General features: G+C 69.6%; 20 protein-coding genes and 1 pseudogene. 14 read left to right on the top strand and 7 right to left on the bottom strand.

Features of this window, described 5'->3' with window-relative positions:
- Window positions 1-139: 139 nt before the first annotated feature.
- The 3 genes and pseudogenes from VJT49_RS02935 to VJT49_RS02925 form a co-directional block, all read right to left on the bottom strand.
- On the bottom strand, window positions 140-640 hold the full coding sequence (locus tag VJT49_RS02935) for a DUF3455 domain-containing protein (protein WP_324162854.1): 501 nt from the start codon (window positions 638-640) through the stop codon (window positions 140-142).
- Window positions 641-679: 39 nt separating this feature from the next.
- Window positions 680-1615, bottom strand: a complete 936-nt coding sequence (locus tag VJT49_RS02930) for a sensor histidine kinase (protein WP_324162852.1) — start codon at window positions 1613-1615, stop codon at window positions 680-682.
- A 70-nt stretch (window positions 1616-1685) separates the two neighbouring features.
- Window positions 1686-4631, bottom strand: a pseudogene (locus VJT49_RS02925) (HAMP domain-containing protein); the annotation flags it as partial.
- A 177-nt stretch (window positions 4632-4808) separates the two neighbouring features.
- Between VJT49_RS02925 and VJT49_RS02920 the strand changes: the two are divergent.
- The 4 genes from VJT49_RS02920 to VJT49_RS02905 are packed head-to-tail and all read left to right on the top strand — an operon-like array spanning window position 4809 to window position 8458.
- Complete coding sequence (locus tag VJT49_RS02920; RefSeq protein WP_324162848.1) at window positions 4809-7082, top strand: SpoIIE family protein phosphatase; 2274 nt, start codon at window positions 4809-4811, stop codon at window positions 7080-7082.
- Between the two features lie 54 nt (window positions 7083-7136).
- Window positions 7137-7487 carry an STAS domain-containing protein gene (locus tag VJT49_RS02915; protein WP_324162846.1) on the top strand — a complete coding sequence of 117 codons (351 nt, stop codon included), beginning with the start codon at window positions 7137-7139 and terminating at the stop codon, window positions 7485-7487.
- 14 nt (window positions 7488-7501) lie between these two features.
- Window positions 7502-7918 carry an anti-sigma factor antagonist gene (locus VJT49_RS02910; RefSeq protein WP_324162844.1) on the top strand — a complete coding sequence of 139 codons (417 nt, stop codon included), beginning with the start codon at window positions 7502-7504 and terminating at the stop codon, window positions 7916-7918.
- Between the two features lie 39 nt (window positions 7919-7957).
- Window positions 7958-8458 (top strand): ATP-binding protein, encoded by a 501-nt coding sequence (locus tag VJT49_RS02905; protein ID WP_324162842.1) that lies wholly within the window; start codon window positions 7958-7960, stop codon window positions 8456-8458.
- Between the two features lie 4 nt (window positions 8459-8462).
- Here the strand turns inward: VJT49_RS02905 and VJT49_RS02900 are convergent, their stop codons facing one another.
- Entirely contained in the window at window positions 8463-8828 is a 366-nt protein-coding gene (locus tag VJT49_RS02900; RefSeq protein WP_324162840.1) for an STAS domain-containing protein, read from the bottom strand.
- Window positions 8829-8940: 112 nt separating this feature from the next.
- On the opposite strand from VJT49_RS02900, the gene VJT49_RS02895 reads away from it, so the two are divergent.
- The 8 genes from VJT49_RS02895 (at window position 8941) to VJT49_RS02860 (ending at window position 13119) form a co-directional block, all read left to right on the top strand.
- Window positions 8941-9468 (top strand): hypothetical protein, encoded by a 528-nt coding sequence (locus VJT49_RS02895; protein WP_324162838.1) that lies wholly within the window; start codon window positions 8941-8943, stop codon window positions 9466-9468.
- On the top strand, window positions 9450-9800 hold the full coding sequence (locus VJT49_RS02890) for an STAS domain-containing protein (protein WP_324162836.1): 351 nt from the start codon (window positions 9450-9452) through the stop codon (window positions 9798-9800). The genes VJT49_RS02895 and VJT49_RS02890 overlap by 19 nt, the downstream gene beginning before the upstream one ends.
- Window positions 9800-10144, top strand: coding sequence for an STAS domain-containing protein (locus VJT49_RS02885; protein WP_324162834.1), 345 nt, complete (start codon window positions 9800-9802; stop codon window positions 10142-10144). The genes VJT49_RS02890 and VJT49_RS02885 overlap by 1 nt, the downstream gene beginning before the upstream one ends.
- Window positions 10141-10530: an ATP-binding protein gene (locus VJT49_RS02880; protein ID WP_324162832.1), complete on the top strand. Its 390-nt coding sequence runs from the start codon at window positions 10141-10143 to the stop codon at window positions 10528-10530. The genes VJT49_RS02885 and VJT49_RS02880 overlap by 4 nt, the downstream gene beginning before the upstream one ends.
- Window positions 10530-11501: a SpoIIE family protein phosphatase gene (locus VJT49_RS02875; RefSeq protein ID WP_324162830.1), complete on the top strand. Its 972-nt coding sequence runs from the start codon at window positions 10530-10532 to the stop codon at window positions 11499-11501. Before VJT49_RS02880 ends, VJT49_RS02875 begins: the two co-directional genes overlap by 1 nt.
- Window positions 11502-11783: 282 nt before the next feature.
- On the top strand, window positions 11784-12113 hold the full coding sequence (locus tag VJT49_RS02870) for a GAF domain-containing protein (RefSeq protein ID WP_324162828.1): 330 nt from the start codon (window positions 11784-11786) through the stop codon (window positions 12111-12113).
- 2 nt (window positions 12114-12115) lie between these two features.
- A complete protein-coding gene (locus VJT49_RS02865; RefSeq protein WP_324162879.1) occupies window positions 12116-12826 on the top strand; it encodes a PP2C family protein-serine/threonine phosphatase in 711 nt (236 codons plus the stop codon).
- The gene (locus VJT49_RS02860) at window positions 12823-13119 is read left to right on the top strand and encodes a hypothetical protein (RefSeq protein ID WP_324162826.1); all 297 of its coding nucleotides are present in this window, start codon (window positions 12823-12825) and stop codon (window positions 13117-13119) included. The genes VJT49_RS02865 and VJT49_RS02860 overlap by 4 nt, the downstream gene beginning before the upstream one ends.
- Here the strand turns inward: VJT49_RS02860 and VJT49_RS02855 are convergent.
- The gene (locus tag VJT49_RS02855; RefSeq protein ID WP_324162824.1) at window positions 13116-14234 is read right to left on the bottom strand and encodes an AI-2E family transporter; all 1119 of its coding nucleotides are present in this window, start codon (window positions 14232-14234) and stop codon (window positions 13116-13118) included. The two genes, VJT49_RS02860 and VJT49_RS02855, sit on opposite strands and share 4 nt — an antisense overlap.
- 375 nt (window positions 14235-14609) lie before the next feature.
- On the opposite strand from VJT49_RS02855, the gene VJT49_RS02850 reads away from it, so the two are divergent.
- Window positions 14610-15041 (top strand): hypothetical protein, encoded by a 432-nt coding sequence (locus VJT49_RS02850; RefSeq protein WP_324162822.1) that lies wholly within the window; start codon window positions 14610-14612, stop codon window positions 15039-15041.
- A 133-nt stretch (window positions 15042-15174) separates the two neighbouring features.
- On the opposite strand, the gene VJT49_RS02845 is transcribed toward VJT49_RS02850, so the two are convergent.
- On the bottom strand, window positions 15175-16023 hold the full coding sequence (locus VJT49_RS02845; RefSeq protein ID WP_324162820.1) for a hypothetical protein: 849 nt from the start codon (window positions 16021-16023) through the stop codon (window positions 15175-15177).
- Window positions 16024-16517: 494 nt separating this feature from the next.
- On the opposite strand from VJT49_RS02845, the gene VJT49_RS02840 reads away from it, so the two are divergent.
- Window positions 16518-17051, top strand: coding sequence for a hypothetical protein (locus VJT49_RS02840; RefSeq protein WP_324162818.1), 534 nt, complete (start codon window positions 16518-16520; stop codon window positions 17049-17051).
- A gap of 278 nt (window positions 17052-17329) precedes the next feature.
- On the opposite strand, the gene VJT49_RS02835 is transcribed toward VJT49_RS02840, so the two are convergent.
- Window positions 17330-17953 carry an alpha-ketoglutarate-dependent dioxygenase AlkB gene (locus tag VJT49_RS02835; RefSeq protein ID WP_324162816.1) on the bottom strand — a complete coding sequence of 208 codons (624 nt, stop codon included), beginning with the start codon at window positions 17951-17953 and terminating at the stop codon, window positions 17330-17332.
- Between the last annotated feature and the right edge of the window lie 13 nt (window positions 17954-17966).

Below are 17966 nucleotides of genomic sequence, written 5' to 3'. Positions count from 1 at the left end.
ACACCGTTCGACTGGACCTTCACCCGAGACGACCTCCGCGACCTACTCGCAAGGATCGACCGACACGAACAACAAGAGACCGCCGTTCGCATCCCACAGGCCGCCTGATCACCCCCGAAAGACTTCCAAAACCCACCACTTAGGGAGCCCAGAACAGGTAGTTGGCGGTGTAGGGCACTGACGTCGTTGTTCCCTCTTCGCACGAGCCGGCCGGGGCGGCGCCACCGCGGGTGGCCAGGCGCTGGACGTAGGTGACCTTCGCGAGCAGCCCCGGCCCCCGGTTGCCGGTGGATTTCAGCAGCAGCTCGGGAATCGTGCCGGTGACGGGGGAGTTCGCGATCGCCGTTCCGGTCACCGAACTGCCGTCCAGGACCGATGTCCACACCGGACCGCGCGAGTGCAGCACCTGCGGGAGCCCCCGGTATTCGAGGATCGCGTCCGGCTGGACGAAGGTCCAGACGTTGTTCGCGCACTGATAGGTCTGGACACCGCGCGCCGACATCGAGGCGATCATCTGGTTGCCGTCGGGCACTCGTAGTTGCGGGGGCACTGGACGGTCCTCGGGGTGGGCGCTGGCGGAGCCGGCCGCCGCTCCCGCCATCAGCACCGTGGTCAGCAGCGCGACCAGCACATGTCTCATCCTCATGACTATGTATACGGATGCGCGCTTCACCCGGTTTTAACGAATATGGCAGTGAATCTGAATGGTGGTACCGGTGGGGGTGGTGTGCGTCCGGACCAGATCGGCGAGGTGGTTGACCAGCAACAAGCCTCGCCCGCCGAGCTGCCCCGGCTCGGTCGGCCGCCGCCCCGCGAGCGGATCGCGGAGGTAGCCGCTGTCGCCCGTTTCGGCGATCACGTCCGCGCCCTCGCGCCAGATCCGGATCCGGCAACTGCTGCCCGCGTGCGCCAGGCTGTTGCTGGCCAGTTCGTTGATCATGAGCGTGAGGTCTTCGACCCGCTCGCCGGCCAAGCCGAGTTCGCGGGCCCGGGTGGCGACGAACTGGCGGGCGAAGGCCAGGCCGGCGGTGTCGTTCACGACACACGTCGGAGCCTCCGCGGGGGCGGGAAGCTCCTGGTTGTAGTCGGCGACCACGCGTTCCGGCGCGTACTGTTCGCTGATCGACCGGCGGTCGCCCTCCCACAGCACGGGATGCGTGGCGACGGCATCCATGAGCGTGCGCGAATCGAGCCCGTCGGCGTCGTACGGGCAGACGATGGTGACGTCCCGGCCGGTGAAGGCCAGGTTGATCAGCGCCTCGTGCTGCACGCAGGCGGGATACTCGCGATCGGTGCGGCCGGGCCAGATGGGCTCGCCGATGATCCGCACATGCCCGCCGGTGTGCTGGTCCGCGAACTGCCGCAGCACCCCGGGGATGATCCGTCCCGGGTTGCGGCCCGCCCGGGTCATGTCGAGCATCCGCACCCCGTCCGCCGTCGGGCCGAGCGCGTCGCGCAGCAGGGCGAGCCGGTCGGCGGGGACGGCCATCGCCACCGGCTCGTCCAGGGAAAGACCTTCTTCGATGAACGGAACGAGACCGGCCAGGTACTCCTGGTCGCCCCGGTAGAAGAGCGCGGGATGCGTGAATCGCTCCGTTTGCTGGATTGCCGTCATAACACTGGCCAAGGATTCGGGGGATCTCCCCAGAAGGTTTCCCGGCCGTCCGACGTGGCAAACGTGCCCTTCATCCCAACCACCTTCGCAGGCAGGCGAGCAACTCGTCGGGTTCGATGGGTTTGATCAGATAGTCGTTCGCGCCGGCGGCCAGGCATTTCTCCCGGTCGCCGCGCATCGCCTTCGCGGTGACCGCGATGATCGGCAGATCGGCGAACCTCGGCATCTCGCGGATGGCGGCCGTGGCCGCGTAGCCGTCCATCTCCGGCATCATCACGTCCATCAGCACCAGGTCGACGTTCTCGGTGCCGAGCAGGGTGTCGATGCCCTCGCGGCCGTGCGAGGCACGAAGCACCAACGCGCCGTGATCTTCCAGGACACCGGTCAGCGCGAACACGTTCCTCGGGTCGTCCTCGACGAGCAGGATCTTGCGGCCGCGCAGTTGCCCGTCCGCTTCCGGTCCGGCCTCGTCCGGGCGGGAGGTGATCACCAGGGACGACGCGGGGCGCTCGGCGGGCGCGGTCACCGGCAGGTAGAGGGTGAACGTGCTGCCGCGGCCGAGTTCGCTCCGCACCTGGATCTCGCCACCCAGCCGGTCGGCGACCTCCCGGCTGATCGACAGTCCCAGCCCGGTCCCGCCGTAGCGGCGGCTGGTGGTGCCGTCGGCCTGCCGGAACGCGGTGAAGATGGCCGGGATGTGCTCCTTCGCGATGCCGACGCCGGTGTCGCGCACGTCGAACGCGATCCTGTCGCCTGCCATTCGCACGTGGAGCTCGACCTGCCCGGATTCGGTGAACTTCACCGCGTTGGACACCAGGTTCCGCAGCACCTGGCGCAGCCGTTGCTCGTCGGTGACCAGCTCGGCCGGCACGTCCGGATCGGCGGTCAGGGTGAACTCCAGCCGCTTCTCCGCGGTGAGCGGTTGGAAGGTGACCTGCACGTAGTCCAGCAGCTGGCGCAGCGGGAGCGGCGCCGGATGCACGTCGACCTTGCCGGCCTCGACCTTCGACAGGTCCAGGATGTCGTTGATCATCTGCAGCAGGTCGGTGCCCGCCGAGTGGATCACTTCGGCGTACTCGACCTGCTTGGTGGTGAGATTGCCCGCGGTGTTCTGTGAGAGCAGCCGGGCCAGCACCAGCAGGCTGTTCAGCGGCGTCCGCAGCTCGTGCGACATGTTGGCGAGGAACTCCGACTTGTACTTCGAGGCCAGCGCGAGCTGTTCCGCGCGTTCCTCCAGCTCGTCCTGCTGCGCGCGCAGTTCCGCGGCCAGCCGCTGCGACTCCTCCAGCAGCGCGTCGGTGCGGGCGCTGGCGATGATCGTGTTGAGGTTGACCCCGATGGTGTCCATGAGCTGCTCGAGAAACGCCTGGTGCACCGGGGTGAACGGGGCGAAGGCGCCGATTTCGAGCACCCCGAGCGTGCGGCCCTCGAACACGATCGGCAGCACGATCAGGCTGGCCGGCGCGGCCTCGCCCAGCCCGGACGAGATCTTGATGTACCCCGGCGGGGTATGGTCGACGATGATCGGCCTCCGGCTCCGCGCCGCCTGCCCGACCAGCGACTGGCCGAGTTCCACCTCCACGGGACCTTGGTCGTATCCGCCGTAGGCGGCGATCCGGCGCAACCGCCGGGGGTTTTCGGTGGCGGTCAGGAAGAACGCGCCGTACTGCGCGGACACCAGCGGCACCAGCTCGTCGAGGATCAATTCGGCGACCGTGGTGAGGTCGCGCCGGCCCTGGGCCAGCCCCGACAGCCGCGCCAGGTTGGTCTTGAGCCAGTCCTGTTCCTGGTTGGCCTGCGTGGTCTCGCGCAGCGACCGCACCATCGTGTTGATGTTGTCCTTGAGCTGGGCGACCTCGCCCTGCGCTTCCACGGCGATGGATCTGGTCAGGTCGCCGGTGGCGACCGCGCCGGCGACCTCGGCGATCGCGCGCACCTGGCGGGTCAGGTTGCCCGCCAGCTCGTTGACGTTCTCGGTGAGGCGCTTCCAGGTGCCGGAGACGCCTTCGACCTCGGCCTGGCCACCCAGCCTGCCCTCGCTGCCCACCTCACGGGCCACTCTGGTGACCTCCGCGGCGAAGGAGCCGAGCGTGTCGACCATCGTGTTGATGGTGGTCTTCAGTTCGAGGATCTCGCCGCGCGCGTCGACGTCGATCTTGCGGGTCAGGTCGCCCGAGGCGACGGCGGTGGTGACCTTGGCGATGTTGCGCACCTGGTTGGTCAGGTTGTTGGCCATCGAGTTGACGTTGTCGGTGAGGTCCTTCCAGGTCCCGGCCACGTTCGGCACCCTGGCCTGGCCGCCCAGGATGCCTTCGGTGCCGACTTCCCTGGCCACTCTGGTGACTTCGGCCGCGAAGGCCGACAGCTGATCGACCATCCGGTTGATGGTTTCCTTCAGCTCCAGGATCTCGCCGCGCGCGTCGACCCGGATCTTCTGGGACAGGTCGCCCTCGGCGACGGCGGTGGCCACCTGGGCGATCGAGCGGACCTGACGGGTCAGGTTGCCGGCCATGGAGTTGACGGACTCGGTCAGCGCGCGCCAGGTGCCGCCGACGCCCGGCACCCTGGCCTGGCCGCCCAGGATGCCTTCGGTGCCGACTTCCCTGGCCACTCTGGTGACCTCGTCGGCGAACCCGGAAAGCTGGTCGACCATCGTGTTGATGGTGTTCTTGAGTTCGAGGATCTCGCCCCGCGCGTCCACCGCGATCTTCTGGGACAGGTCGCCCCGCGCGACCGCGGTGGCCACCTGCGCGATGTCGCGCACCTGATCGGTCAGGTTGCCCGCCATGGCGTTCACCGAGTCGGTGAGGTCCTTCCAGCTCCCCGACACCCCGGTCACCTCGGCCTGCCCGCCGAGCTTGCCGTCCGTGCCGACCTCACGCGCCACGCGGGTCACCTCGGCGGTGAACCGGGCCAGCTGGCTGACCATCCCGTTGAACACCCGGGCGATCTCGTCGGTCAGCTCGTCCCCGACCTGGGGCAGGCGGGTGCTGAAGTCACCGTCGCGGACCGCGGTCAACCCGGCGAGCAGTTGCTTGAGCCGGGGGTCGCGCCAGCCCTTTTCCACCGCCGCCGTCGTTTCGGTATCCGTCACCAGCGCACTCCTGTCCGCCCGTGAAATAAGCGCCGCCACTGCAAGAATCTACGCTGTCATGGCTAGGATGAGATCTTCCGGCGGCGAAATGAGGGCGCGGTGACGACCGACCAGCCCGGCACCACCGACGCGACGATCGCGCGGCTGGCCGCCGTCGTGGAACGCCAGCAGCGCGAAATCGAAACGCTCCGCGCCGGCGATGCGCGGCGCAGGCTCGTGCACCTGGCCGAAGGCATGCTCATCGAGCAATTGCGCTGCCTGCCAACGGAAGCGGCCGAGCATCTGCGCCGGCTGGCCGAACGGGCCGGGGTCTCTTCGGCCGAGCTGGCCGCGGATCTGGTGGGGCAGCCGGAGGCCGTTGCGGGCACGGCCGGCCGGGATCAGCGGGTCCGGCTGAGCGTGGTCGACGCGGCCGCGCAGGTGGCCCGGGACGGGTCCGAGCTGGCTTCCGCCTTGCTGGGCGAAGCGCTCGGTACCGCGGGCGCGGTCGCCGTCGCGCTGTGGCAACTCGTCGGCGACGGTGCGCTGGAACTCGCCGGGCACGCGGGATTCGACGTGCTGGAAGCGAGCCGGTGGCAGCGCATTCCGCCGCAGATGGACGCGCTTCCACAGCGGGTCGTGCGCACCGCGCGCCCGCTCTGGCTCGCCAGTACCGTCGGCGTTCCGGTGCCGATCTTCGGCTCCTGGCCCGGCGGTGCCCGGGCGCTGATTCCCTTGTCCGGAGCCAAGAGTCTGGTCGGGGTGCTGGAGGTGGTCTGGCCGGACGAGCGGGCGGAGATTCCCCAACGGCTCCGGCGCGAACTGACGACGCTGGCCGGAGTCTGCGCACGTGCCGTCGACTTCCGGCTCGCACTCGGCGAACCGATGCGCCCCGACAAGACCGAAGCCGCGCTGATCTCCTCGGGGCTGCTCGCCCGTCCCGTCCGCGACGAGGCGGGCGAGGTGGCCGACTTCGAGATCACGCATGCCGGCGAGCACCTGGAGGATCCGGCGGGCCGTCCGCCCCGGCAGATCGTCGGGCGCGGCCTCACCCAGGCCTTCCCGTGGCTCGGCGCGAGCGAGGCGTTCGAGAAGGCGGTGGAGGTCTTCGAGACCGGCGCACCCTGCCGGCTCGACCGCGTGCCGTGCACCGCCCTGTCCCACGACGCGGTCACCCCGGCGGTCACCAGCGTGCGGATCATCCGGTTCTTCGACGGTGTGCTGATCGACTGGCGGCTCGATTACGACGCCGAACGGCTGGCCGCCCTGTTGCAAACCATGCAGCGCCTCGGCCGGATCGGTGGCTGGGAGTACAGCCTGGTGACCGGCGAGACGAGCTGGACCGGCGAGACCTTCGCGCTGTTCGGGCTGCCGGCCTCGGCCCGCCCGGCCGGCCCGCTCGAACTCCGCGACCACGTCCATCCCGGCGATGTGGCGGCGGTGAGCGTCTTCCAGGACATGTTGCGGCGCCGCGACGACGCGGTCGCCACCTTCCGGCTCATCCGGCCGGACGGCACGCTGCGGCAGGTCCGCGCACACGGCGAACCGGTGGTCTCCGAAGCCGGGGAACTGACCGCGCTGCGCGGGATCTACCAGGACATCTCCGCCCAGTACCAGAGCCAGGTCGCGCTCGCCGCCACCCAGGACCGGCTCGCCGACACCGAGGAGGAGGTCCGGCAGCAGCACCGGATCGCCCGGCAGTTGCAGGAGGCGATCCTGCCTCCGTCGCTGCGGCCGTCGGTGACCGGGCTGGAGGTCGCCGTCCGGTACCGGCCCGCCGAGCACGAGCACGAGGTCGGCGGCGACTGGTACGACGCGGTGATGCTCGCCGACGGCCGGGTGCTGCTGGTCATCGGCGACGTGGCCGGGCACGGCATCGAAGCGGCGACCGACATGGTCGCGCTGCGGAACATGCTGCGCGGGCTGTCCATCACGGGTGCCGGACCGGGCAAGCTGCTCGGCTGGCTCAACGCCACGGCCTGCCAGCTCGCGCGCGGCACGACCGGCACCGTGGTCTGCGGTCTCTACGAACCGGACAGGCGCGAACTTCGCTGGGCCAGGGCGGGGCATCTGCCACCGCTGCTGATCCGTGGTGACACGGCGGAGTTCCTGCCGCTGCCCAAGGGGGTCCTGCTCGGCGCGGTGCCGGACGCGGAGTTCCGGGAGGCCACCATCGAGCTGTGCCCGGGGGACACCCTGGTGTTCTACACCGACGGGCTCATCGAACGCCGTTCGGTGCTCATCGACGACAGCCTCGCCCGGCTCGCCCGCTCCGCGACGAGCCTGGCCGGAGACATCGAGCAAGTCGCCGACGAACTGCTGCACCACACCTCGGTGGACACCGACGACGACACATGCCTTATCGTGATCCGGCCCAGCCAAGCGGCCCCCTAGCCACCGCCGTTCGGCCCTGCCACGCCACGGCTTCGGTCGGGTATCTTCTGGTGGTTGACTGACCACGGAGAGAACATGGACGGCCAGCTCCTGCAAGTCGCGACCGAGCGACACGGTTCCGGCGTCTTCGTGCGCGCCGGTGGTGAGGTGGACATGAACACCGTCACCACTTTCCGCCGCGCGCTGGACGAGGCATGTGAAGCCGCCAAGCCACCGTTGAGGGTGGTCGCCGATCTGACCAAGGTGACCTTCCTCTCCTCGGCCGGGCTCACCGCTCTCCTGGACGCTCATCACCGATGCCGGGAGCAGGGCACACCGCTGCGGGTGGCGGTCACGCACCACACGGTCCGGCGGGCACTGGAGATCACTGGTGTGGACCAGATCCTGGACCTGCACGAGGACTGAGTAGTGTCGCGCAGGTGAAACCTGCCAGTGACGAACTGACGCCGGACGGCGGCGAGCGGGCTCGCGAAAGACCCGACCTCGAACAGCTGATGACCGCCCGGACCGGCGATCACGAAGATGTGATCATCGTGACGGTGGAGGGCGAGATCGACGGGCTGACCGCGCCCCGGCTGCGGACCGTGCTCGCCGAGGCCTTCGACCGGCTCGACGGACGGGTGCTCGTCGTCGATCTCACCCGAGTCGGCTTCCTGGGCTCCGCGGGCTTGCGCACGCTGGGCAACAGCGCCACGGAAGCCGTGCGGCACCGTGGTTTCCAACCCCTGCGTATCGTGGTCGACGAGTCCCGCCCGGTGATCCGGCCGATCGAGATCGTCGGACTGGACCAGATGCTGGCCTTGTACCACACGGTCACCGACGCGCTCACGCCCTGAAACCAAGCAGCATCACCGGAAACTGGGACAATAACTCTCGTGCCCCCGACATCCGAGCAGCAGGATGAACATCCAGCACACAGTGCGCAGGCGCCGGACGACGGCCCCGCCACGACACTTCATCTCCTCCTGCCCGTCGAGTGGGTTTCCCCGTCCATCGCGCGTGATCGCGTGCGGCACTGGCTGCGCGCTCACGAATGTTCCCCCGCGCATGTCGACGAACTCGTGCTCGCCGTCAGCGAAGCGGTGAGCAACAGCATCGAGCACGGCTATGGAGTAGCCCCGGAAAGCGCGGAACAGCTCACCGATCCTCCCGGTGTCATCGAGTTCGACGCCGAGGTGGTCACCGGTGACGACGGCCGCCGTGTCGAGTTCACCATCGCCGACAAGGGTCGCTGGCTCGACCCGTCACCCGTGAAGGGCTGCCGCGGGCACGGCCTCACCATCATCCGGGCCTGCGCCGACGAGGTCCGCATCGACGGGGGCGCGGGCGGGACGGTGCTCTTCCTCCGCAGCCGTCCCATCCCGCCACCGCTCTAGCTCGCTAGCCGGCGCCCTCCGTCGCCACGTCTTCTTCGACCGTGAACGAGGAAAGCAGGCCGGTCAGGTCGAGGATCCGCCGCGCGTACCGGTCGAGGTTGGCCAGCATCATCGTGCCTCCGCGGTCTTCGGCCTGCGCCCGCGCCCTGACCAGCGCGCTGATGCAGGCGGAATCGAAGAACGACAGGTTTTCGAAATCCATTACGAGCCGGACCGCACCGGCGTCGAGCAGTTCGTGCAATGCCTGGTCAAGCTGCGCGACCGCGCCGTGATCGATCTCACCGAACAGCAGGACGCGTGCCGTATCGCCGTCCACAACTGTCCGGACCACGGACGCGCCCGGTTCGCGGATTCCTTCGTGCCTGGTCATGGTCGGTTTCTCTTTCCCTCGTCGTGCCAGTCGTCCACGGGTCCAAGTTGTGTGGTGACCACGTCGTCACCCAAGTTTGCCGGAAGGCAACGAACTTCGCGGGCCGAGGACGATGACGACGACTTCCGAACGCAGGGCCACCGGCATCGTGGGCGATTTCCTGGCCGACCGCAGCGAAGAGCTGGTCACCGAGTCCTCCCGCGCACCGTTTTTCGGCCTGACGGGCGCCGAGGAGGAGCAGGTCGCCCGTGACTGTCGGGAAGTGGTGACCGGCTTGCGACGGGCCATCCTGGCCGACGCGGCGGAAAACCCGGCGGCGGAAGGCTTTTCGGAGCCGCGGGCGCTGCTCGCCGCGCTGACCGCGCAGCACGGCGGTGACGACCTGACCGCGGAAACCGCTGTCAAGACAAGCGGGCTCAAGGGGCCCTTGCTGCGGCTGTGGCTGGCCGACGAGCGGTCCGCCGAGGTGGCGACCGAAGGTGTCGTGCTGCTCTCCGCGGTGGTCGACACGCTGCGGCTGGTGTTGCTGGACACCACGTTGGGCTCGGTCCGGGAACCGTTGCCACACAGCGCGAGCAGCTCACCGAGCTGTCCACTCCGGTCGTCAAACTGTGGGACGGGGTGCTGGCCATCCCGCTGATCGGCACCCTGGACAGCATGCGCAGCCAGGTCGCCACGGAAAGCCTGCTCCAGACGATCGTGACGCACCAGGCACGGGTGGCCATCCTGGACATCACCGGCGTGGAGACGGTGGACACGATGGTCGCGCAACATCTGCTGAAGACCGCGCAGGCGGCCCGGCTGATGGGCGCGGAATGCGTGATCAGCGGCATCCGCCCGCAGATCGCCACGACCATGGTGCAGCTCGGCATCGACCTCGACGACGTGGTCACCAAGGCGCGGCTGGCCAGCGCCTTCGAGTACGCGCTCGGCCTGCTCGGCCTCACGGTTTCCGCCGTCGGTTCACGCTGATGCCGGCCGTCCCCATCGCCGACCTCGATGGTGTGCTCCTGGTCACGGTCGGCGAGGAACTTCAGGACCGGACGGTCGCCGAGCTCCAGCGGGAGCTGACCGAACGGGTCGTCGACACCGGCGCGCGCGGCGTACTGATCGACATCTCGGTGCTCGACGTGGTCGACTCCTACCTGGCCCGCGCCCTGCACGAGATCGCGGCCGCGACGGCGCTGCTGGCCGCCCGCACGGTCCTCGTGGGCATGCGGCCCGCGGTCGCCTTCACCCTGGCCGAACTCGGCCTGACGTTGCCCGGAATGAGTACCGCGTTGTCCGTCCGTGAAGGTATGGCGGCCCTGCGGTGACCTCGGCCTCCGCAACGAGCACGGCGCCGATCAAGGACGAAGGCGACATAGTGCCTGTCCGGCAGGCCGCCAGGGAAGCCGCGGCCGCGGCCGGGTTCACCCTGGTCCAGCAGACGAAACTGGTCACCGCGGCGAGCGAACTGGCCAGGAACGCGCTGGTGCACGGCGGTGGCGGGCAGGCCGAGATCTTTGCCGGGGCCAGCGGGGTGCGCATGGTCTTCCGGGACTCGGGGCCGGGCATCGCCGACATCGAGCAGGCCATGACCGACGGCTTCACCACCGGTTCCGGCCTCGGCCCCGGACGCGGCGGCGCCAGAAGGCTCGCCGACGGGTTCCGGATCGACTCCGCGCCCACCGTCGAGATCAGCATGTCCGCGCACCGCTGATGACCCGTGACGACATCGTCGTGTCGGAGCCGGGTCACGTCGGCCGGGCCCGGCTGCTGGCGCTGGCCGCGGCGCGGCGAGCGAATCTTCTCGGGCAGCGGGTTTCGCTGGCCGCCACCGAGCTCGCCTCCAATCTGGTGAAGCACGCCGGGCGCGGGCTGTTCGGCGTGGTGGCGTGGAACGGCCGGCTCGACCTGCTCGCGATCGACTCCGGGCCGGGCATCCGCAGGCTGGCGGACAGCCTGCGGGACGGCTACTCGACCACGGGCACGCTCGGCGCCGGGCTCGGCGCGGTCCGCCGTGCCGCCGACCTTTTCGACGCCTACACCCTTGCGGGGGCCGGCGCAGTGGTGCTCGCGCGATGGCGTTCCGAGCCCACGTCAGGGCCGCGGGTCGGGGCGGCGTTGTTCACCGCACCGGGTGAAACCGACTGCGGCGACATGTGGACGGCGGTCGGTTCCGCGGGCGCGTTGACGATCGCCGTCAGCGATGGTCTTGGCCATGGCACGCCCGCCGCCGAAGCCAGCCGGGTGGCGATCTCCACCGTCTCGGAGAGCGCGGCACGTGCTCCTGGTTCTATCCTGGAATCGGTGCAGCCGAGGATCGCCCGCACCCGTGGTGCGACCGTCGCCGTCGCCCAGGTGCGTCCTGCCGAAGGAAAAGTGCGTTTCGGCGGGGTCGGAAACGTCGCCTGCCGGCTCTATTCCGCTCCGGGCGCCCGTGCCGCGCGCCTGGTTTCGCGGCCGGGCATCGTGGGCGCGGCCGGGGCAAAGCGTGCCGTGGAGTCGACGGCCGACTGGTCGAGGGAAAGCCGGCGGCTCCCGCGGACCGACGGCGTGTCGGACCGGTGGAGCGCGGGGGACTGGCCGGGACTGTTCGGCCATGATCCGGCAACGGTGGCGGCATGGGTGCTCGGCCGGCGCGGCCGCGGGCGTGATGACGCGTGCGTGGTGGCGGTGACAGGTGAGTGACAGACGGGACGGCCACCGGATTTTCCCTGCCGATCCTCGCACGGAGGCGGAAGAACTGATCCGTTCCCTGCGCGAAATCGTCGAGCAGCAGCGAGAGGAACTGGAACTGCAACCGGAGCGAATTGGCCCAGACCAACGCGGGGTTGCTCGCGTTGCATACCGAGGTCGAGCGCCAGCGCCAGCAATTGGCCTTTCTCGACGAAGTGACCAGGACGGTTTCCTCGTTCCTGCGCGGACACGAGGTCGTCAAGGCGCTCGTGCGGTTGATCGAGCGGGAAAAGCGTGGCCAGCTCGGCCGCCGTGTGGCTGTGCACCGACGGAGAACTACGCCGCGAGCCCGCGGACGGCATCCCGGACGCCGATGTGGAGCGGGTGCTGGACAACGGCAGGCCCGTGGTCCGCCCCCGTCGCCTGCTGATCCCGCTCACCGTCGGGCCCACCCTGCTCGGTGTGCTCGGACTCGCCCGCGAGACCGAGGATTTCACCAGGGAGGAACTGACGTTCCTGACCGCGGTCGCCGCCCGATCCGCGGTGGCCCTGCGCAATGCCAGTGAGTACGAACGGGAACGCGAGCTGGCCGAGCGGTTCAGCGGGCGATGTTGCCCACCTTGAGCGTGCCCGGTCAGCTGGAACTGTGCGCGCGTTACCGCCCGGCCGCGACCGGCGTGCACGTCGGCGGGGACCGGTTCGACGCGTTTTCCCGCCCGGACGGCACGATCACGCTGACCGTCGGGGACGTCACCGGGCACGGCCTGGACGCCGCGGTGATCATGGGGAAGCTGCAGAACGCTTTGCGCGCCTATGCCACCGAAGGCCACGGTCCCGCCGCGACCTTGAGACTGGCGCACGAACTGTTGCGCGGCTGGAAAAGCCCGCTGTTCGCCACCGCGGTGGTGGCCGGTCTCGACCCGGCCGCCGGTGTCCTCCGTTGGGCCAGCGCGGGACATCTGCCGATGCTGCTCGACAACGGCGCCGCGGACACGCGCTTTCTCGAATGCCCTGCCGCGCCGCTGCTGGGCTTCCCGTTCGGGTTCGAGATCACCGAGTACGAGACCGAACTCTCGCCCGGCGCAAGCCTGGTGCTCTACACCGATGGACTCGTGGAGCGCCGCGTCGAGCCGATCGACGCTGGTCTGGACCGCCTCGCCGAGGCCGTCCGGGCGGCCGCGAACCTGCCCGGCGAGGACGCGGGCGACCTGATCCTGTCCCACATGCTCGGCGACGACGAGCACGAGGACGACGTCTGCCTGCTGCTGTGCCGGTGGACCGGACCGGAGCCGGCCCCGTGTTTCGCCAACCCGGAACATGGGAAACCAGGGGTATGACCAGATCGCGAGTCTACGGCACCGGCCATCTCACGGCCGCCCGGTTGATCAGTGGAATCGGCGCCCTGTTCGCGCTCATCGAGGCCATCTACATCGTGATGGTGCTCCTCGGCGCCAACCAGGCCAACGCCTTCTTCGGCTTCATCCGCTCGCTGGCGGAACCGCTGGCGCTGTTCTTCCCCGGGCTGTTCCCGATCGGCAACTTCCAGCTGGCGGTCCTGGTGAACTACGGTCTCGCCGCGGTGTTCTGGCTGGTGGTAACCGGAATCATCGCCCGCATCTTCGCCCGCTAACCGCGGTCGAGTTTGGGGAAGAAGACCTCGTTGAGGAGCAGGCCGATCACGGCCGCGACCGGAATCGCGATGAACGCGCCGATGACGCCGAGCAGTGCGCCACCGACGACGAAGGCGACGATGGTGGTGACCGCGGGCACCCGCACGGTCCGGTCGATGATCTTCGGGACCAGCAGGTGGTCCTCGGCCACGCGGTAGGCGATGATGTATCCGCCGGTCGCCAGCGCGAGCGGCGGGGAGACGGTAAGCGCCACCAGCGTCACCACCAGCCCGGCGATGGTCGAGCCGACCACCGGGATGAGGTCCATGATGGCCACGAACAGCGAAAGCAGCACCGGGTAGGGAATCCCGGTCGCTTCCGTCCACGCGAACGTGGCCAGCCCCGCGATCAGCGACGTGATCAGGTTCCCGAGCAGGTACCCGCCGATCCGGGAGAAGATCTCGTCGCCGATCAGGATGACGCGGGGCCGCCGGGAATGGGGCACCATCCGGTAGATCGTGCGCCGGATGCGGGGCATGTCGGCGAGGAAGTAGATGGTGAGCACGACGACCGTGACCATCGACGCCACCGCGCCCAGCACGATCTGACCGGCGCCGATGACGCCCTGCAGCAGGCTACCGGCGTCGCCGCTCACCAGCGAGGTGAGCCGGTCCTGAAGGTGGAACCGGTCGTTGAGCCTGCCCAGCAGGGAGCTGTGGTTCTGCAGGTCCTGCCACCAGCGCGGCAACTGGCCGGCGAACGTGGTGGCCTGGCTGACCAGTGGCGGGATCGCGGCGGCGATGAACCCGCCGACGACGACCAGGACCGCGAACAGCACGACCAGCACCGCGGCCCAGCGGGGAAAACGCCGCCTGATCAGCCATTCGACCGCGGGATTGAGCCCGATGGCGAGAAACGCGGACAGCCCGATCAGGACCAGCACGTGGTTCGCGGTGACGAGCACCTGGAACAGGCCATAGGCGACACCGACGCCCAGCGCGCCGAACGGTCCGACGAAGAAGGGGGAGCGGCGGTCCATCGGCCGCCCCGGCGCGCCGAGCGGCCGCTCCCGCGTGCTGAGCCGGGCGGCCTCGCCTTCGGCCGCCGCGATCGGTTCTCCCTCGGCGCCGGCCACGAGTTCCGCATCCAGCTTGGTTCCGTCTCGTCCGGCACGGGGCCTGTGGTGGATTCGGCCGGTTCGTGGCGCCCCGGCGCCTGTGCTGCCCGCCATTCCCGGCGGCGCTCCCGGAGCGCCGAAAGCGTGCGCCGGATCGCCTGCCACGCCGTCATAACGGGAGCGGTACCCAGAAAATTGATCAGCCATGCCTGCGCCGCCCGGAAATCCTGGCGGCCGAGGCTGTCCACTGTGTACGTCCACTGGAAGAGCCCTGTACCTGGCCGGCTCGCGGTGGCTACCGTCTCCCCGTCCTTTGCCACTCACCGGTAGGAGGAACCGGCGCGACGGAGCAGGAGCGCGGCCCTGACGGGAATACTGGCCGAGGGAGTCCTCATGGCCCTTCCCGGCTCGCCGGCCACGGCGGGTGTGCGCAGAGTCGAAACACCGGTCGTGTCGAACTCGCCGGTGACCGGCGTGATCGAAACCCTGGTCCGGCTCCGGATCCCGGTGCCCGCTTCGGCCGGACCCCAGCCCGCCGAGTGCGACTGGATTCCCTACCTCCGGGACTTCCTGAACTTCCTGAACTTCCTGACCGGCAAGCCGTCCATTGAGGACTTCCGGCTGACGAACGCGGTGGCGCTGGGCGCGCTGATGGACGACAACCCACAGCCGCTCGCCTTTCTCGAGACCGGTGTCGGGTTCTTCGCCGGCGGCAAGGTGGCGGACAAGGACATCCCGTTCCCCAACGACGTCGGGGGCAATCCGGCGCTGATCTCCACCAGCCTGGCGCGGGTTAGCGCCGAGCCGCTCCCTTTTCGGACTTGACCACCGCGTTGCGACGATCCACGGCCGCACACCCGCGTCCGCCGGCTTCCGCTCGGTGAAGGGGACGAGTCCGGTGCCGGCGGACGCTCCTCCATCCTCTGCTGCTCCGCCTCGACAACCCCACGAGTGGCCCCTACCGCCGCTCGAGCCGCTTCTCCGCGGCCGAGACGGCCCGCTCGGCGGCCTTGACCGCCTTGCGGGCACCGGCGGCTTGCGCGCGTTTGTCCCGCGCGAGTTCGACGGCTTCGGCCAGCCGGGTGCGCAGGTCGGCCAGCGCCGCCGCGGCCTTTTCCGCTTCGCGTTCGGCCTTCGCCAGCGCCTGCCGGGCCCGGTCGCGCTCTCGGGCCGCTTCCTTGGCTTCCCTGCGCGCCTTTTCGAGTTCACGCTTTTCCGTCGCGCGCGTTCGAGTGGTGTGAGTCGCGGGCTTCTCCGGCGCGGGTACCGCCGGCTTCCGGCGCGGCCCCGGCTTCTGGGTCGGCACCGGCTTTTGGATCGGGACGGTGCCGGCGGTGAGCCAGTCCTCCGCGGAGCCGGGGGACAGTGCCGTGCTGAGCCGGGCGCCACGGACCGCCTCGGCGGCGTCGGGGCTGGAAACCATGGCTTCGAAGGTGTCCTCGATTTGGCGCGCCGTCGCGTCCCCGAACGGGTGGCCCGCCTTGCGCGCCAGCCATCGTGCGCGCTGGTTCAGTACGTCGATCAGCTCGTGCCGTTTCTTCGACAGTGCGCGCAACTCGGCCCCGGCGAGGTTCTGGTGGGCCTGCCGCAGGTCCTCGCCAAGCCGCGCGAGGCGGTTGATCTCCTCGGGATGCGTCCGGCTCACCTGGTTGACGAGCCAGGCCGCCACCGTCGGCTTGCGCAGCCGTCCGATCTTCTTCGCGAGCTCGGCGTCGGGGCGGGCCTCCCGCGCCCGTTGGTCGCGGAGCGTGGTGAACTCCTCTCGCGCCCCGGCGAACAGTTCGTCCGCCACCGACTCGAAATCCATCGAACCAGTCAAGCACACCGAATTGCCGATGTCAGATTCATGACCTTGCCCGACCGCCCAACGAGCCCTTGGACGGGCGGTCGCCGAAGCGCTTTCGGTCCCATGCCCCGAATTCGACGCGGGCGGCGGTGCGGCCGGTTGTGACGATACCGGCCGGTGGGAAGCCCGGGCGGCCAGCACGGAACGTGACCCCGCCCCATTCGTTCGGATGATGTCGGATCCGCACCGGCCATGCCAGCATAGAAGGGCCCAGCATAGAAGGGCAGTGTGCTGATCTTTTCCGGCTGTGACGGGCAGCTCACAGCGGCTTTGGTCTCGTTCGCGAGCCAATTCGGGTACCGGCACGGCAAAGTGGGTATCGGCACAGTGTTCGTCGTGTTCGTCGTGTCCACCATGTCCACCATGTCCACGAGAAAGGGGGACGGAAGATCGTGAACGGACCATTCGGGCGCCTTGCCCGATTCTGGCGCCGTATCCACCTTGGTTCAAACCCGTTGGCCAGAACCTCTGACCGGGTCGAGGGCGTGCTGCTGCTCGTCGTCATGCTCGGGCTGGTCGTCGCGCTGCCGCTGGCCGTGCTGATCGGCGTCGGCACCTACCATGGACAGGCCGCGGTGTCCGCGCAGCAGCGGGCCTCCCGCCACCTCGCCGTCGCGACGCTGCTCGAGAACGCGCCGACGCCCTCCACCGACGGTGCCTTCGCCGGCAACAACGCCGCCGGGGTGCACGCCCGGTGGACCATCGCGGGGGGAGCCGAGCGGGTCGGCATCATCGCGGCGGATCCCGGCACCGCGGCCGGCACCCCGGTCCCGATCTGGCTCACCGACTCCGGTGACCCGGCTCCGCCGCCGCTGAGCGATTCGGACGTCACGACCACCGGGGTGCTCGCGGGCGTGTTCGGCTGGCTGGTCATGGGACTGGGGCTGGCGGCCGTGTACTGGACCGCCCGGTTGGTCCTCGACCGGCGCCGGGTCCGGCGGTGGGACCACGAATGGGCGACCGTCAGCGAGAAGTGGGCGCGGAGTTAGGCAGGGCTCAGCGCACGGTGGTTTTCGCGGCGTGCGCGGGCGTGGACGTGTAGGCGGATCTTGGGTTTGGTTCCGTGTTGTCGTGGGGTCTTCGGCCTGGTGCGTTCGGTGGTCGGTTTGGGGGCCGCGCGTTGCGTTTCGCTCGGCGTACTGTGGTTCTCGCGCCTGCGCGCGGGTGTGGACGTGTAGATGGATCTTCGGCCCGCTCCCGTGTTCTCGTGGGGGCTTCGGCCTGGTGCGCTCGGTGGTCGGTTTGACCGCCGCGCCTCCCCTTTCTCTCAGCGTACGTTGTGCGGGCGGAACTGGATGCTGATCCGGGGACCGACCGGTCTGGCCGTCTTCGGGATGGCGTGCTCCCAGGTGCGCTGGCAGGAGCCGCCCATCACGATCAGGTCCCCGGGCCCGAGCAGTTGCCGGACCGTCCGGCCGCCCTTGCGGGGGCGTAGCAGCAGGTTCCGCGGCGTGCCGATGGACAAAATGGCGACCATGGTGTCCTCCTCGGCGCCCCGGCCGATCGTGTCGCCGTGCCAGGCCACGCTGTCCCGCCCGTCGCGATAGAAACACAACCCGGCCGTCACGAACGGCTCCCGCAGCTCACCCCGGTAGTGCCGGCTCAACGCGGAGCGCGCCTCCTCCAGGACGGGATCGGGCAGCGGATCGCGCTCGTCGTAGAAGCACAGCAGCCGCGGCACGTCGACCACCCTGTCGTACATCCGCCGCCGCTCGGCGTGCCACGGAACCTGCTCGGCCAGCCGCTCGAACAGCACGTCCGCCCCGGTCAGCCAGCCTGGCAGCAGGTCGATCCACGCGCCCTCGCTCAACGGCGTGCGCCGCACGGCGTCGAGCGGGCCCAGCGCGACCGTCTCGGTCGCCCCGAACAGTGACCCCTGCAGTCCCGCCACACCGCCACCATAC

It is taken from the genome of Amycolatopsis sp. (genome assembly GCF_035276945.1).
Taxonomy (GTDB): Bacteria; Actinomycetota; Actinomycetes; order Mycobacteriales; family Pseudonocardiaceae; genus Amycolatopsis_E.
The sequence above is the reverse complement of the archived record's forward strand: the minus strand, read 5'-3'. Positions and strand labels throughout refer to the sequence as shown.